A 15,316-nucleotide genomic window follows, 5' to 3' on the forward strand; every position below is an offset into this window, starting at 1 on the left:
AGGCGGCCCGGAACGGGTTCGAGGTCTGGCGCCGCACCGGGCCGTGGGAGCGCGCGCGCATCATTCGCGCCGTTGCCGAACTGATCCGGGCGCGGGCGGAGGAGATCGCCACGGCGATGTCGCTCGAGACCGGCAAGCCGCTCGCCGAAGCCAAAGGCGAGGTGGGAGGCACCGCCGATCAGTTCGAGTGGTACGCCGAGGAGACGAAGCGCATCTACGGCCAGGTCATCGAGAGCCGCACGGGCGACAGCCGCATGGCGGTGATCCATCAGCCCGTCGGCGTCGTGGCGGCGTTCTCGGCCTGGAATTTCCCGGCGCTTCTGCCGGCGCGCAAGATTGCAGCGGCACTTGGCGCCGGCTGCAGCATCATCATCAAGCCCGCCGGCGAAGCGCCGGCCTCCTGCGCGGCGATCGTCCAGGCCTGCCATGACGCGGGCCTGCCGAAGGGGGTGGTGAACCTGGTCACCGGCAATTCCGACATGATCGCCCGTCACCTCGTCTCCTCGCCCGTGGTGCGCAAGGTGTCGCTGACGGGCTCCGTGCCGGTCGGCAAGCAGATCCTGCATCTGGCCGCCGACGGCGTGAAGAAGGTTTCCATGGAACTCGGCGGCCACGGCCCGGTGCTGGTGTTTTCCGACGCGGATGCCGAAAAGAGCGCCGAGGTTTGTGCGCGGACCAAGTTCCGCAATTGCGGGCAGGTCTGCATCTCTCCGACGCGGTTTTACGTGCACGAGTCGAAATACGATGCCTTCGCGGCGCGTTTTGCCGAGGTGGCCCGCTCGATAAAGCTCGGGCGCGGCCTCGACGAGGGCACCGAGATGGGACCTATGGCGAACCGCCGCGGGCTGGAGACGATCAAGGAGCTCGTGGATGACGCGACCGCCCGCGGGGCGCGGGTGCTGGCCGGCGGCAATCCCCCGGCGGCGGCCAATCGCGGCTATTTCTTCGAGCCGACGGTGCTCGGCGACGTGCCGGACGATGCGCGCATCATGCGCGAGGAGCCGTTCGGCCCGGTGGCGCCGCTGACGCGGTTCAAGAGCTATGACGAGGTGATCGCGCGCGCCAATGCGCTGCCCTTCGGTCTTGCCGGCTACGTCTTTTCCAACGATCTCGGCACCGCCACGCGCGCCTACGAGGATCTCGAAGTGGGGATGGTCGGCGTCAACGAGATGCTGCTGGCGACAGCGGAGGCGCCCTTCGGCGGGATCAAGGAGAGCGGCATGGGGCGCGAGGGCGGCTCCTTCGGCATCCATGACTATCTCGAGACCAAATATGTAAAGGTCAAGCTTTCGGAGCGGGCCGGCTAGATGGAGGAAAGATCTCAGGGGCTCGCCCGCGGGCTCACCAATTACGGCGATCGCGATTTTTCCGTCTATCTGCGCAACTCGTTTGCCAGCTCGATGGGCTATTCGCGCGAGGTATTGAAGAAGCCGATCGTCGGCATTGCCAACAGCTTTTCGGGCTTCAACAACTGCCACCGGCATTTCCCGGAAATGCTGGAGGCGGTAAAGCGCGGCGTGCTTCTGGGCGGCGGCCTGCCGGTGGAGTTTCCCACCATCTCGCTCGGCGAGGTCTTCCTGAACCCGACCAGCCTGAAGTTCCGCAACCTCATGTCGATGGACACGGAGGAGATGATCCGCGCCCAGCCCATGGACGCCGTGGTGCTGATGGGCGGCTGCGACAAGACGGTGCCGGCGCAGCTCATGGGGGCTGTCTCGGCGGACCTGCCGGCGGTCCAGATCGTCGCCGGACCGATGATGACCTCGCGCTACGGCGGCGAGCGGCTTGGCGCCTGCACGGATTGCCGGCGCTTCTGGGGCAAGTACAGGGCCGGCGAAATCTCGACCGAAGAGATCAACACGGTCGAAAGCCGCCTGGCGACCACGGCCGGCACCTGTGCCGTCATGGGTACCGCCTCGACCATGGCTTGCGTTGCGGAGACGCTCGGCATGTCGCTGCCGGGCACGGCCGCCATACCGGCCGTCCACGCCGACCGGCTGCGTGCCGCCGAGGCCACGGGGCTGGCCGCTGCGCGCATGTTCGAACGGCCGATCCGTCCGAGCCAGATCGTCACCGAGCGCTCGGTGGAAAACGCCATCCGCGTGCTCTTGGCGCTCGGCGGCTCGACCAACGCCATCATCCACCTGACGGCGATCGCCGGCCGGCTGGGCATTCCGGTCTCCTTGAAACGGCTCAACGAGATCTCCGAGGAGACGCCGGTTCTCGTCAACCTGAAGCCCGTGGGCGCGAACTACATGGAGGATTTCTTCCACGCTGGCGGTGTTGGCGCCGTCCTGCGCGAGCTGAGACCGCTGCTCCATCTCGATTGCATGACGGTAACCGGCGAGACGCTCGGCGACCGCCTGGAGACCGATCCGGGCCCTGTCGACCGCAATGTCATCGCCAGCGCGGAAGAGCCGCTGGAGCCGAAGGGCGGGCTCGTTGCGCTGTTCGGCAATCTGGCGCCGCGTGGAGCCATCCTGAAGCGCTCGGCCGCGGACAAGAGGCTTTTCGAAAAGGAAGCACGGGCCGTGGTCTTTACCTCTTTGGAGGACCTGGCCGCGCGCATCGACGATCCTGACCTCGACGTCACGGAAGACGATGTCATGGTGCTCCAGAACGCCGGTCCGAAGAGCAGCGCGGGCATGCCGGAGGCGGGCTATCTGCCTATCCCGAAGAAGCTTTCGGCCAAAGGCGTGAAGGACATGGTCCGCATTTCGGATGCGCGCATGTCCGGCACGGCCTTCGGCACGATCGTCCTGCACGTGGCACCCGAGGCGGCAGTCGGCGGGCCGCTGGCGCTGGTGCGGACCGGAGACCGTATCCGCCTGTCGGTTGAGGAAGGAACGCTCGATCTTCTGGTGGAGGAAGAGGAGCTGGAACGGCGCCGGGCGGCCTTCACGTCGCCCGTCGTCCCGGCGGCCGAGCGGCGTGGTTATGACCGGCTCTATGCCGAGCAGGTACTGCAAGCGGACGAGGGGTGTGATTTCGCGATCATGAAACCCGTCGGAGCCTAGCGCCCGGCGGCGAGCGGTTCGCTCGCCCGAGGCGCAATCCCACAACAACTAGGCCTGTCGTCAGGCGGAGCGATCCGCCTGAAGGCGGAGCCGTGCCCGGAGGAAATGATGATGAAGATCGGAACGCCGAGGGAAATCCATGCGGGAGAGCAGCGCGTTGCGCTGACCCCCGACAGCGCGGCCAGGCTGCAGAAGCTGGGCTACGAAGTCCTGATCGAGGCGGGCGCCGGAGAGGGCGCGTCCTTCTCGGACGAAGCCTACGCGGAGGCCGGCGTGGAAGTCGTGGCGGACGCACCGGCCTTGTGGCGGCAAGCCGGCATCATCCTAAAGGTGCGCCCGCCGGCCGAAGACGAGATCGCCCGCCTCGGGCCGGACAAGACGCTGATCAGCTTTACCGGCGCGGCGCATCGGCCGGACCTGTTGAAGAGGCTCGCCGCCACAGGGGCGACGGTGCTCGCCATGGATGCCGTGCCGCGCATCAGCCGCGCCCAGAAGATGGATGCGCTGAGCTCCATGGCCAACATCGCCGGCTATCGCGCGGTGATGGAGGCGGCCAACCATTTCGGGCGCTTCTTTACCGGCCAGGTGACGGCGGCCGGCAAGATGCCGCCGGCCAGGGTGCTGGTGATCGGCGCCGGCGTGGCGGGTCTGTCGGCGATCGGTACGGCCCAGTCTCTCGGCGCTGTGGTGCGCGCCTTCGACGTTCGCCCCGAGGTGGCCGAGCAGATCGAATCCATGGGGGCTTCCTTCCTCATGCTCGATTTCGACGAGGACGGGTCGGGCGAGGGCGGCTATGCCAAGCCGGCCAGTCCCGAATTCATCGCCAAGGAGATGGCGCTCTTCCGGGCACAGGCGCCGGAGGTGGACATCGTCATCACCACCGCCCTGGTGCCCGGACGACCGGCGCCGAAGCTGTGGCCGAGGGAGATGGTCGAGGCCATGAAACCCGGCTCGGTCGTCGTCGACCTTGCCGCCGAGCAGGGCGGCAATTGCGACCTGACCGTGCCCGACGAGGTGATCGTCACCGAAAACGGCGTGAAGATCATCGGTCATACGGACTATCCGAGCCGCATGGCGACCCAGTCATCGGGGCTCTACGCGACCAATCTGCGGCACATGGTGGACGAGTTGACGCCCGACAAGGACGGCGTGCCAGTCGTCGACATGGCGGACACGGTCATCCGCGGCGCGACGGTGGTCAAGGACGGTGCGGTCACCTGGCCGCCGCCGGCGATCGCAGCGCCGGCACCGGCAAGGCCGAGGCCGCAGGCTGCTCCGGCCGCCATGGAGGAAAAGGAAGCCGGGAAGGTGCGCAAGGGCCTCGGCGCCGCGCTCGGCTTTGCGGGCGTTGCGGCACTCCTGCTGCTCATCGGCCTCTATGCTCCGCCGGCCTTCATGACCCATTTCACCGTCTTCGTGCTGGCCTGCTTCGTCGGCTACCAGGTGATCTGGAACGTCGCGCCGGCACTGCACACGCCGCTGATGAGCGTGACCAACGCCATTTCCGGCATCATCGTCCTGGGCGCGCTCCTGCAGGTCAAGGCGTCATCGGGCACGGTCGTGACGCTGGCGGTGCTGGCCGCGCTCATCGCCTCCATCAACATCGCCGGCGGCTTTCACGTCACGCGCCGCATGCTGAACATGTTCAGGAAGGGTTGAACCATGGGTCTTTTGACAGCGTCCTATGTGGGATCGAGCATTCTGTTCATCCTGTCGATTGCCGGATTGCGGCGCCATGAGACGGCACTGCGTGGCAACTTCTACGGCATGGCGGGCATGGCGATCGCCATTGTCGCCACCCTGTTCGCGCCGCAGGTGGGCAACTACCAGTATCTGCTTCCGGCCATGATTGCCGGCGCCGGGGTGGGCGTCCTTTTCGCCCAGCGCGTACAGATGACGCAGATGCCGCAGCTGGTCGCCGTTCTCAACGGGCTGGTGGGCCTTGCCGCCGTCTTCGTCGGCATCAACAGCGCGCTTCACCCGCCGGGCGATTATGCCGGCGCGCAGAAGATCATCCACGACATCGAGATCCTGCTGGGGATCTTCATCGGCGGGGCCACCTTCACCGGTTCGCTGGTCGCCTCGGGAAAGCTGCAGGGCGCCATTCCGAGCCGGTCCGTGCTTGTGCCGATGCGCCACGCGCTGAACGTGGCCCTGGTTGTCGCCTGCATCGCGCTCGGCACCGCCTATCTCGCCGGTGCGGAGCTTTGGAGTCTGGTCGCCATCGCGCTGGTGGCGTTCGTCCTCGGCGCCAATCTGGCCCTGGCGATTGGCGGCGCCGACATGCCGGTGGTCGTCTCCATGTTCAACAGCTATTCGGGCTGGGCGGCGGCGGCCACCGGCTTCATGCTCGGCAACGATCTCCTGATCGTCACCGGGGCGCTCGTCGGCTCCTCCGGCGCCATCTTGAGCTACATCATGTGCAGGGGCATGAACCGTGACTTCCTGTCCGTCGTGCTTGGCGGATTCGGCGGCGCTCAGGCGGCCGGCCAGAAAATCGACGGCGAAATGATGCCGGTCGATGCCGACGGCGTGACGCAGCTCATGCGGGAGGCCGAAAGCGTCATCATCGTGCCCGGCTACGGGCTCGCCGTCGCCCAGGCGCAGCATGCGCTGTCGGGACTGATATCGGTGCTGCGGGCGGCCGGAAAGACCGTGCGTTTCGCCATCCACCCCGTCGCAGGCCGGCTGCCCGGCCACATGAATGTGCTTCTGGCAGAGGCGAAGGTGCCATACGACCTCGTACTCGAAATGGAGGAGATCAACGACGACTTCGCCGACACCGACCTTGCCGTCGTGGTCGGTGCCAACGACATCGTCAATCCGGCGGCCAAGGAGGAGGAGAACTCACCAATCGCCGGCATGCCGGTGCTCGAGGTCTGGAACGCAAAGAACGTTATCGTCTCGAAGCGCGGGCAGGGTACCGGTTATTCCGGCGTCGAGAACACGCTCTTCTACCGCGAGAACACGCGGATGTATTACGGGGACGCCAAGGCGTCGCTGGAAGAGTTGGTCAAGCGCCTGCGGGTGTGAGGCCTATCCAGCTTCCGGCCGACGCCGGGCAGGCCGGCCCCTGGGGCCGGCCCGAAGGCAGGAATGCCTATCGCACATATACGACGAGTTCGTTCCTGGCGTTCACCTCGGCAGCCACGGTGTTATCGATCACGGATTGTTCGAGCTCCTGAATGCCCCTGTTGGAGAGCGCCGTGCGGAGCTCTGTGATCGACTGCTCGTTCGCCGCAATTGCAGCTTCCAGCTCCTGACGGTTCTCCTGGCTCATATTCGCCAGGCTGATGACCCGGACATCCGCATCCGGTTCGACGGACGACAGGTCGAAATCCCGCTCTCCCATAAGGAACATGGTACGGTCAAACTGCTCATCGCCGACTGCCGCAGTCGTACCCTCGTCAATGCGAGTCTCGTCATCACGGACGCCAAGCTGTTCGTTGTCTTCTCCCTGGCCCAGGGCTTCGGACTGCACATCCCCGGCGTCGAAGCCGTTCGCGCCCAATCCATCGCCGCTCAGGCCATTATCGCCATTCTGCTGCGCGAACGAGAAGGCCGATGAGGCCAGCAAGGACGCGGCTGCCAGTGCAACAATGCGTTTCATATTCATAGCTCCATAGTGAAGTGGACATTTGCCACCACTAACCGTCTGTGGCCATGCGATGTTCCGTAAAAACGGGTTCCGAAAAAATGATAGTGAACTGGAGTTCCGGAGCTTGTTCGCTGGCATGCCGGCGCGTTGCCTGGGATACGGCACGGTCTGCGTGCCAGTCGCGGCACACGCAGTGATCCTTGTCGAAAAAATCTTCTTCCGGCACGTGCCATGAAGGGCCTTAGAAACAGTATTCGCTGTCCGCGGATCGGCCTCAGATTGCAGAAGATCGCTCTATGGCCCTTACCCTCGACCGCCGTCGGTCAGGAAACAGGCGGGGGGCGTTGACGGTGGGCCAACGATGATGATGAGGAGATGAAGTTCGCCTGATATCCGATTGATTTATGCGGAATGTCGCCAATGCGGATATCTGGCACGCCCAACGGGACTCGAACCCGTGTTTCCGCCGTGAAAGGGCGGCGTCCTAGACCGCTAGACGATGGGCGCGTAAGACGAGGCGCGTTATAGAGAGCTTCGGCAGTCGCGGCAAGCCGTCTGAAGCGCCGCCTTGAAGATTTTTCCTCAGCGCTTGCGCCGGCAGCGCCAGTTCCAGTCACGCTCGGGGCCGACGTCCACATGCACGGAGGCCGTGTGGCAATAGGTGCCCACGCCGCCGCGGCCGGGCAGGGAGCGGGCAAACCGCGCCAGTTCCCATTTGCCCACGCCCTCCAAGTGGATGTCCGCGGCTGCACAGTACATGTGCTGGGAATTGCGCGCCCCGCGCACGCGCCGATTGTGCTCGGGGCTGCGATAGCCGGATGTGACCACGACCTTCTTGCCGAAATGACGCTCGATGGTCTTCAGCATATGCACCAGCTTCGGCTTCAAGCAGGAGACGTCGACGCTCTCGCGCTGCTTGAGAAGCCCGTTCGGGGCAAGCCGCGCCAGGCCGGCGGCCGCCGCGACCTGATAGCTGCCGCCGTCCTCGTAGAGGTCGATATCGCTGGTATCGTCGATATCGGAGCTGCGCTTGATCTCGAAAAGCTGATCCTTGGCGCGCACGCCGGGCAGCGCGTCGCCGCTGAAGGAGGCCTGCATGGGCGTCGCCTCGGTGTTGGCGGTCAGCGCCACGATCGACTTCTTCGGCTTCTCTTCGGCTTCGGCGGTGGGCTCGTCTGCTTCCTCGACGACGGGCTCGTCCACCTTTTCGCGAATCGGATCGGCGACGGGTTCCGGCTTGGAAGGGGAAAAGAAGGCGGACAGCAAACCGCGCGAGGTCTCTTCGGCGCCGTTCGCGGCGGCCTCGACGGGCTCGCTTTCGGCTTCGTCGCGGGCGCCCTGCTCAGGCGCGGGCTCTTCGCCTGCTGCGGCCTGCTGCACCGCTGCCGGCTCTTCTTCCCCGGTGGCGGTGCTTCCGGCGGCCGGTGCCTGCGCCTCGGCGACTTGTGTCTCTTCGTTGGAGACCGCGCTGGAGGCCGTTTCCTGCCCCTTTTCCTCACGCGGGCTGGAGGCGGCAGGAGCGGCTGGCTCCTCCTCCTTGGAGGTGCCGGACAGGAGCGCGGTTTGGCTGCCTTGCTCCTGGTTCGCGGTGCCGAGGGCGGAGGAGGTCAAGCCGAGTTGTGTGAACGGGTCGGTGGACGTCGAGCAGGAAGCGGCGAGCGCGCAAGCGATTACCGCGCCCAAGGCGCGCCACCGCGTCGTCGCGTCAGATGCCCCTCTCACTCCGGCGATGGCCGGACTTTTGCCAGACAAAAGCGTCCCTCTTCGGCAATCGGTTCTGCGGGAAAGCCGCCCGCAATCGTCTCAAAAGCCCCGACGCGCCCGTGAATCGGTAAGAGGCCTAACCGAAATGTGCTCAGGATGCAACAGTTTGGACCTTTTTGTTGTCGCGCGCCCATGGCGGCAGCGGGGTTTCCGCTCTTTGGTTTGCACAACTGCTGCGGGAACCGGTCTCTCGTAGAGCGATCTCAGATGCGCATGCGCACATAGGTGCCCGGAGCGTCGCCCAGCATCTTGCGACGCCGGTCGAGCTTGCGTGCGGGCACGCGGGCGGCATTTAGACTTTCGATCCAGGTCTGCCAGTGGGGCCACCAGGACCCGGCGGCGGGCTTCGCCTTCTCGACCCATTCCTCGAGCGTTTCGGCCTGGGTTCCGCCGGTCCAGTGCTGATATTTGCCGACGGTCGGCGAATTGATGACGCCGGCGATGTGGCCGGAACCGCCGAGGACGAACTCGACCGGCCCGCCGAACAGCTTCGAGCCCAGGAAGACCGATCTGGCGGGCGCGATGTGGTCTTCGACGGTGGCCAGGTTGTAGACGGGCACCCGGATGTCGGACAGTGAAAGCCTCTTGCCGCGCAGCACCGCCCGGCCTTCGGCAAGATTGTTCTCGAGATAGCAGTTGCGCAGATAATAGGCGTGGTTGGCGGCAGCCATGCGGGTGGAGTCGGCGTTCCAGTAGAGCAGGTCGAAGGGGAGGGGATCGCGGCCGCGCAGATAGTTGTCGACGACAAAAGGCCAAATGAGATCGCGCGCGCGCAGCATGTTGAAGGCCGTCATCATGCGGCTTCCCTCGAGATAACCCTTCTCTTCCATCGCCTTTTCGAGCGCCTTCACCTGCTCGGCATCGGCGAAGACCTTGAGGTCGCCGGCGTGCGTGAAATCCACCTGGGCGGCGAAGAAGGTAGCCGAGGCAATGCGCGTGTCGTCTTTCTGCGCCATCAGGGCGAGGGCGGCGGCCAGCAGCGTGCCGCCGACGCAATAGCCGATGGCGTTGACCTGGCGCTCGCCGGTGCGCTCGGCGATCGTGTCGAGCGCAAATTCGATGCCGTCGCGAACATAGGCGTCCCATCCCATTTCGCCGTGGCTGGCGTCGGGATTGACCCAGGAGATGACGAAGACGGTGTGCCCCTGCTCGACGGCCCAGCGGATGAAGGAGCGCTCGGGATTGAGGTCGAGCACGTAGAACTTGTTGATCCAGGGCGGCACGATCATCAGCGGACGGCGCAGGACCGTCCGTGTCGTCGGCGCATACTGGATGATCTCCGCGAGCGCGTTGCGCGCGACCACCTTGCCCGGCGTGGTGGCCAGGTTCCGGCCCACCTCGAATTTCGAGTAGTCGGCCTGGCGTAGCCTGAGTTCACCTTTGCCGGCGGCGATGTCCTCGGCGAGCATGCGCATGCCGCGAACCAGGTTTTCCCCGTCCGATTCGAAGGTTTCGCGCAGAAGCTGCGGATTGGTCATGACGAAGTTGGAGGGGGACAGCGCGTCGGTGAACTGGCGCACATAGAAGCGGGCCTTGTGGCGCGATTCCTCATCGAGCCCTTCTGCGTTCTCCACCAGATCGGCGGCCCAGCGCGCCGTCACCAGATAGGCCTGCTTCAGAAAATCGAAAAAAGCGTGGCTCGCCCAATCGGGGTCCTTGAAGCGCCGGTCTCCGGGCTCCGGCTCCACCGTCTCGGCCTCCGGCGTTTCCCCGCGCATGCGGCGGATGGAATTGGCCCAGATATTCATGTAGCCGGAAAAGAGCTGCGTCTGCGCTTCCAGCGCCCGCGCCGGATCCGCCATCCAGTACTCGGTCAGCTTGGTGAAGGTCTTCACCATGTCGGCCATCGGGTCGGCCATGCCGTCACGGATCTCGCCGCGTTCGCGCGGACCGGACCACGCCGCGGCCGCCTTGCCGGCCTCCTCCAGCGCGCGGGCGAGATTGAGCGCGAAACGCTGCGGATCGCGCACCGTATAGGCTTCGGCCTTGGTGCCGCCGTTCGCTTTTTCCTTGTCCTGCTTGCCTGAGTGCATCATTCTTTGCGCGTGACCTCCCGCGAGCGCGGTACGCCATTATTGTCCATTTGCACTCTCACAATAGTGCGACGAGCGGAAAAACATATGAAAATTGCCGGCCGGAATCGAGAATATTCTCCCATTTTGCGGGCTCTCTGGCTTGTGGTTCCGCTGCTCGGCCTGCCTGTCTCATGCACGTCGATGTCGCTCGATGACGCGGTGCCGTCGGTCGCGCCGCCAGCCGCAGCCGGGGCGCCGCAAAGGCCGACCTCGCCCGACGGCTATCCCAATATCAACGTTCCGGCCGCCGCGGCATCGCCTCAGCTTTCCGAAAGCGACCGCCAGCGGCTGACGGGTGAACTCGAAGGCCTTCGCCAGCGGCAGGCCACGCCCCCGGTCTCCTCCGCGCAGGCGCTTACCGAAGAGGAGCGGCTGCGGCTGCTCGCCCGCTCCCATGGCGATCGCGCCCTGAGTGAGATCGACGCGGCCGGGCAATAGGGTTCGGCCTGCGGCGCCTTTCGGCACGGGCGCCGTGAAGCTGCCGCGTTCGTCCGACACTATCGACCGGCTGGGCGAACGGGTGTATAGGCCGTAAGCAATCCCACCGGAAAAAGCCGCCATGGAAGAGTTTCACAAGATTCGTCGACTCCCGCCGTATGTATTCGAGCAGGTGAACCGGCTGAAGGCCAGCGCCCGCTCGCGCGGGGCCGACATCATCGACCTGGGCATGGGCAATCCGGATCTGCCCACCCCCCAGGCGATCGTCGACAAGCTCTGCGACGTGGTGCGCGATCCGCGCACGCATCGCTATTCCTCTTCCCGCGGCATTCCGGGGCTGCGCCGGGCACAGGCGGCCTATTACGCGCGCCGCTTCGGCGTAAAGCTCGATCCGGAGACGCAGGTCGTCGCCACGCTGGGGTCCAAGGAAGGCTTCGCCAACATGGCGCAGGCCATCACCGCGCCCGGCGACGTGGTGATGTGCCCGAACCCGACCTATCCGATCCACGCCTTCGGCTTCATCATGTCGGGCGGGGTGATCCGCTCCATGCAGGCCGAGCCGGACGACGGCTTCATCCCGGCGCTGGAGCGGGCGGTGCGGCACTCCATCCCGAAGCCGCTGGCGCTCATCCTCAACTATCCGTCCAACCCGACGGCGTGCATCGCCTCGCAGGATTTCTACAAGGACGTGGTGGCGTTTGCCCGCAAGCACGACATCATCGTTCTCTCCGACCTCGCCTATGCAGAGATCTATTTCGACGGCAACCCGCCGCCCTCGCTTCTCGAGGTGCCCGGCGCGATGGATGTGGCGGTGGAGTTCACTTCCATGTCGAAGACCTTTTCCATGCCCGGCTGGCGCATGGGCTTTGCGGTCGGCAACGAGCGGCTGATCGCGGCGCTCTCGCGCGTCAAATCCTATCTCGACTATGGCGCCTTCACGCCGATCCAGGTGGCGGCGGCGGCCGCGTTGAACTCGGACGGGACGGAGATCGAAGAGGTGCGCAGCGTTTATCAGCGCCGCCGGGACGTTCTTGTGGAAGCCTTCGGGCGTGCCGGCTGGCATGTGCCGCCGCCGCCGGCAACCATGTTCGCCTGGGCGCCGATCCCGGAGCCGTTCCGGGCCATGGGTTCGCTGGAGTTCTCCAAGGTCCTCGTTGAGAAGGCGGAAGTGGCCGTCGCACCCGGTGTCGGCTTCGGCGAACATGGTGACGATTACGTGCGCATCGCGCTTGTCGAGAACGAGCACCGCATCCGCCAGGCCGCCCGCTCGATCAAGCGTTTCCTGGCAACGGCCGGCGAAGCGCCCGACAATGTCGTGGCGCTGGCGGCGCGGCGCTGACAATCACATCAACTCGAAAATCGGAGGGACACGCCCGATATGGCTGAAGCCTTGCGCGTTGGAATTGCCGGTCTGGGCACCGTGGGTGCCAGTGTCGTGCGGATGCTTCAGGACAAGACGTCCGATCTCACGCGGCAGTGCGGGCGCGGGATCACGGCGGTGGCCGTATCGGCGCGCGACCGCGACCGCGACCGCGGCATCGATCTTGCCAACGCGCAGTGGTTCGACGATCCGGTGGCGCTGGCGCGTTCACCGGAGATCGAGGTCTTCGTCGAACTGATCGGCGGCGAGGACGGGCCGGCGCTCGCCTCCGTGCGCGCCGCACTCGAGGCCGGGCGCCACGTGGTGACGGCGAACAAGGCGCTGCTTTCCCGCCATGGTGTCGCGCTTGCCGAGATCGCCGAGAAAAACGGCGTTCTCCTCAATTACGAGGCGGCTGTGGCCGGCGGTATCCCGATCATCAAGACCATGCGCGAGGCGCTGGCCGGCAACCGCGTCGGCCGGGTCTTCGGCATTCTGAACGGCACCTGCAATTACATTCTCACGCGCATGGAAGAGGAGGGGCTATCCTTCGAGGACTGCCTGGCGGACGCGCAGAAGCTGGGCTATGCGGAGGCCGATCCGACCTTCGACATCGAGGGCCAGGACACCGCCCACAAGCTGTCGATCCTGACGAGCCTCGCCTTCGGCTGCCGCATTTCGGCCGACGACGTCTATCTGGAAGGCATTTCCAACATCACCCAGGCCGACATCCGCGCCGCAAGCGAGTTGGGCTACCGCATCAAGCTTTTGGGCGTGGCGCAGAAGACCGACACCGGCATCGAGCAGCGCGTGCATCCCACCATGGTGCCGACGAGCTCGGTGATCGCCCAGGTGCACGGGGTGACGAATGCGGTCGCCATCGAGACCGACATGCTGGGCGAGGTGCTCTTGTCGGGCCCCGGTGCCGGGGGCGACGCCACGGCTTCGGCGGTTATCGGCGACATCGCCGATATCGCCAAGAGCCGTCCCGGCTTCCAGCACGGTCCCGTCTTCGGCTGGCCGGCGAAGGAACTGGCGGCCTATGAGCGGGCACGCATGCGCGCCCATGCCGGCGGATACTTCATCAGGCTGACCGTGCACGACCGCACTGGCGTCTTCGCGGCGATCGCCCGGCGCATGGCCGAAAACGGCATTTCGCTTCAATCCATCGTCCAGCACGGCGAAGCGGGCAAGGAGGAGGACAAGACAGTGATCCTCGTTACCCACGAGACGATGGAGGCAGCCGTGCGCAAGGCGGTGGCCGGCGTCACCGAGGACGGCCATTTGACGAGCAAGCCGCAGGTCATCCGCATCGAGAGGGCGGCCTGAACGCCCGTCACAATTATTCAATCGATTCATGTTTGTAAGGTGCGCGGGGCGGCTCTTGCCGTCGCCTGCGCACTTTGCCACAAGACATCCATAAAGCACGCGCGGAGCCGTTTCGCTCACCGCACCCCTCCGGGAGAACAGGGATGACCTTTATGCCGAAGAGCCCCCAGGCCGGCCTCGACCGGATCCTCACCTTGGAACTCGTCCGTGTCACCGAGCGCGCGGCCGTCGCCGCGGCCAGGCTGCGCGGGCGCGGCGACGAGAAGGCCGCCGACCAGGCGGCGGTGGACGCCATGCGCACCGAACTGAACCGCCTGCCGATCCAGGGCACCGTGGTGATCGGCGAGGGCGAGCGCGACGAGGCGCCCATGCTCTATATCGGCGAGGAGGTGGGCCTGGACGAGGGGCCGGGCGTCGACATCGCCCTCGATCCGCTCGAGGGCACCACCATCTGCGCCAAGAACCTGCCCAATTCGCTCGCCGTCATCGCCATCGCAGAACGCGGTAGCCTGCTCTACGCGCCTGACGTCTATATGGAGAAGATCGCCATCGGGCCGGGCTTTCCGGCCGGTGTCGTCGATCTCGATGCGCCTGCGGCGGAGAATATCGAGAACCTGGCCAAGGCCAAGGACGTTTCCGTTTCCGAGATCACCGCCTGCATCCTCGACCGGCCGCGCCATGCGCGCCTCGTCGAGGAGGTGCGGGCCACGGGTGCGGCGATCCGCCTCATCGGCGACGGCGACGTGGCCGGCGTGATCCACACCACCGACCCGGAGGAGACGGGCATCGACATCTATATGGGCATCGGCGGCGCCCCTGAGGGCGTGCTGGCAGCCGCGGCCTTGCGCTGCATCGGCGGGCAGATGCAGGGGCGCCTGCAGCTCAACACGGAAGAGAAGGTGGCGCGCGCGGCCAAGATGGGGATTTCCGACCCGGGCAAGGTCTACCGCATGGAGGAGATGGCGAGCGGCGACGTGCTCTTCGCCGCCACCGGCGTGACCGACGGCAACATGCTTGCCGGCGTCAAGTTCGCGCGCGACTCGATCCAGACTCACACGATCGTCATGCGGTCCTCCTCGCGCACCGTGCGCGAGATCAAGGCGCGGCATCAGGATCTGGATAAGTTCTGAAACGCTTTCAATTTGCCCCGTCGACCGGCTAGTTTCCGCTTAGCGACGGGAGAACGGGTTGAGCGGCGAAAAGCGGTATTTCCTCGACGTCAAGCAATCGGCGCGCGGTGTGGCCTGGGAGCACAGGCTGGATGCGCGCGGCGAAAACCTGGCGCTCGGCATGGCCCAGAGCCATGGGTTTCCGGAAATCGTCGCCCGCGTTCTGGCCGGGCGCGGCGTTTCCCAGGATGAGGCGGCGCGCTTCCTGGCGCCGTCGATCCGCGATCTTCTCCCGGATCCGGCCTCGCTGACCGACATGGAGCTGGCGGCCGCACGCATCGCGGAGGCCGTGCGCCGGCAGGAGCGTGTGGCGATCTTCGGCGATTACGACGTCGACGGGGCGGCGTCCTCGGCCATGATGAAGCGCTTTCTCGCCCACTATGGCGTGGCGTCCGAGATCTACATCCCCGACCGCATCTTCGAGGGCTACGGCCCCAATCCCGAGGCCATGCGTGAATTGGCGCGGCGGGGCGCCGGCCTGATCGTCACCGTCGACTGTGGTCCCAACAGCGCCGCCTCCATCGACGCGGCCAACGAGGCCGGCGCCGATGGGGTGGTGCTCGATC

12 protein-coding genes and 1 tRNA gene are annotated in these 15,316 nt (G+C 65.8%); 9 read left to right on the forward strand and 4 right to left on the reverse strand.

Features of this window, described 5'->3' with window-relative positions; translation table 11 throughout:
* The 4 genes from ACFP9U_RS17325 to ACFP9U_RS17340 form a co-directional block, all read left to right on the forward strand.
* A partial coding sequence (locus ACFP9U_RS17325; RefSeq protein WP_378623373.1) for an NAD-dependent succinate-semialdehyde dehydrogenase occupies positions 1–1,307 on the forward strand: 1,307 nt, incomplete at its 5' end.
* A complete protein-coding gene (locus ACFP9U_RS17330) occupies positions 1,308–3,017 on the forward strand; it encodes a dihydroxy-acid dehydratase (protein WP_378623375.1) in 1,710 nt (569 codons plus the stop codon).
* A 111-nt stretch (positions 3,018–3,128) separates the two neighbouring features.
* Positions 3,129–4,676, forward strand: coding sequence for a Re/Si-specific NAD(P)(+) transhydrogenase subunit alpha (locus tag ACFP9U_RS17335; protein WP_378623384.1), 1,548 nt, complete (start codon positions 3,129–3,131; stop codon positions 4,674–4,676).
* 3 nt (positions 4,677–4,679) lie between these two features.
* A complete protein-coding gene (locus tag ACFP9U_RS17340; protein WP_378623376.1) occupies positions 4,680–6,050 on the forward strand; it encodes an NAD(P)(+) transhydrogenase (Re/Si-specific) subunit beta in 1,371 nt (456 codons plus the stop codon).
* A 67-nt stretch (positions 6,051–6,117) separates the two neighbouring features.
* Here the strand turns inward: ACFP9U_RS17340 and ACFP9U_RS17345 are convergent, their stop codons facing one another.
* From ACFP9U_RS17345 to ACFP9U_RS17360, 4 genes are all read right to left on the reverse strand, one after another.
* Complete coding sequence (locus tag ACFP9U_RS17345; protein ID WP_378623378.1) at positions 6,118–6,627, reverse strand: hypothetical protein; 510 nt, start codon at positions 6,625–6,627, stop codon at positions 6,118–6,120.
* Between the two features lie 419 nt (positions 6,628–7,046).
* Positions 7,047–7,122 (reverse strand) — tRNA-Glu (locus tag ACFP9U_RS17350).
* Positions 7,123–7,197: 75 nt separating this feature from the next.
* On the reverse strand, positions 7,198–8,298 hold the full coding sequence (locus ACFP9U_RS17355; RefSeq protein WP_378623379.1) for a YcbK family protein: 1,101 nt from the start codon (positions 8,296–8,298) through the stop codon (positions 7,198–7,200).
* A gap of 284 nt (positions 8,299–8,582) precedes the next feature.
* Complete coding sequence (locus ACFP9U_RS17360; RefSeq protein ID WP_378623385.1) at positions 8,583–10,412, reverse strand: PHA/PHB synthase family protein; 1,830 nt, start codon at positions 10,410–10,412, stop codon at positions 8,583–8,585.
* 183 nt (positions 10,413–10,595) lie between these two features.
* Here ACFP9U_RS17360 and ACFP9U_RS17365 point away from each other — a divergent pair, with 183 nt between their 5' ends.
* The 5 genes from ACFP9U_RS17365 to ACFP9U_RS17385 all read left to right on the forward strand — a co-directional run.
* The gene (locus tag ACFP9U_RS17365; RefSeq protein WP_378623381.1) at positions 10,596–10,892 is read left to right on the forward strand and encodes a hypothetical protein; all 297 of its coding nucleotides are present in this window, start codon (positions 10,596–10,598) and stop codon (positions 10,890–10,892) included.
* Between the two features lie 121 nt (positions 10,893–11,013).
* Positions 11,014–12,231, forward strand: a complete 1,218-nt coding sequence (locus ACFP9U_RS17370; protein WP_378623382.1) for an LL-diaminopimelate aminotransferase — start codon at positions 11,014–11,016, stop codon at positions 12,229–12,231.
* A 39-nt stretch (positions 12,232–12,270) separates the two neighbouring features.
* Complete coding sequence (locus ACFP9U_RS17375) at positions 12,271–13,581, forward strand: homoserine dehydrogenase (RefSeq protein WP_322452140.1); 1,311 nt, start codon at positions 12,271–12,273, stop codon at positions 13,579–13,581.
* A 152-nt stretch (positions 13,582–13,733) separates the two neighbouring features.
* Positions 13,734–14,711, forward strand: a complete 978-nt coding sequence (glpX, locus tag ACFP9U_RS17380) for a class II fructose-bisphosphatase (RefSeq protein WP_378623386.1) — start codon at positions 13,734–13,736, stop codon at positions 14,709–14,711.
* A gap of 58 nt (positions 14,712–14,769) precedes the next feature.
* The coding region (locus ACFP9U_RS17385; protein WP_378623383.1) for a DHH family phosphoesterase at positions 14,770–15,316 on the forward strand (547 nt) is incomplete at its 3' end.

It is taken from the genome of Nitratireductor sp. GCM10026969 (genome assembly GCF_042660605.1).
In the GTDB taxonomy this organism is placed as follows: Bacteria; Pseudomonadota; Alphaproteobacteria; order Rhizobiales; family Rhizobiaceae; genus Chelativorans.

What these genes read in the sequence shown, in the direction of transcription:
- ACFP9U_RS17330 (WP_378623375.1), top strand. Translation starts at nt 1,308, where the DNA reads ATGGAGGAAAGATCTCAGGGGCTCGCCCGCGGGCTCACCAATTACGGC.
- ACFP9U_RS17335 (WP_378623384.1), top strand. Translation starts at nt 3,129, where the DNA reads ATGAAGATCGGAACGCCGAGGGAAATCCATGCGGGAGAGCAGCGCGTT.
- ACFP9U_RS17340 (WP_378623376.1), top strand. Translation starts at nt 4,680, where the DNA reads ATGGGTCTTTTGACAGCGTCCTATGTGGGATCGAGCATTCTGTTCATC.
- ACFP9U_RS17345 (WP_378623378.1), bottom strand. Translation starts at nt 6,627, where the DNA reads ATGAAACGCATTGTTGCACTGGCAGCCGCGTCCTTGCTGGCCTCATCG.
- ACFP9U_RS17360 (WP_378623385.1), bottom strand. Translation starts at nt 10,412, where the DNA reads ATGCACTCAGGCAAGCAGGACAAGGAAAAAGCGAACGGCGGCACCAAG.
- ACFP9U_RS17365 (WP_378623381.1), top strand. Translation starts at nt 10,596, where the DNA reads ATGTCGCTCGATGACGCGGTGCCGTCGGTCGCGCCGCCAGCCGCAGCC.
- ACFP9U_RS17370 (WP_378623382.1), top strand. Translation starts at nt 11,014, where the DNA reads ATGGAAGAGTTTCACAAGATTCGTCGACTCCCGCCGTATGTATTCGAG.
- ACFP9U_RS17375 (WP_322452140.1), top strand. Translation starts at nt 12,271, where the DNA reads ATGGCTGAAGCCTTGCGCGTTGGAATTGCCGGTCTGGGCACCGTGGGT.
- glpX (WP_378623386.1), top strand. Translation starts at nt 13,734, where the DNA reads ATGCCGAAGAGCCCCCAGGCCGGCCTCGACCGGATCCTCACCTTGGAA.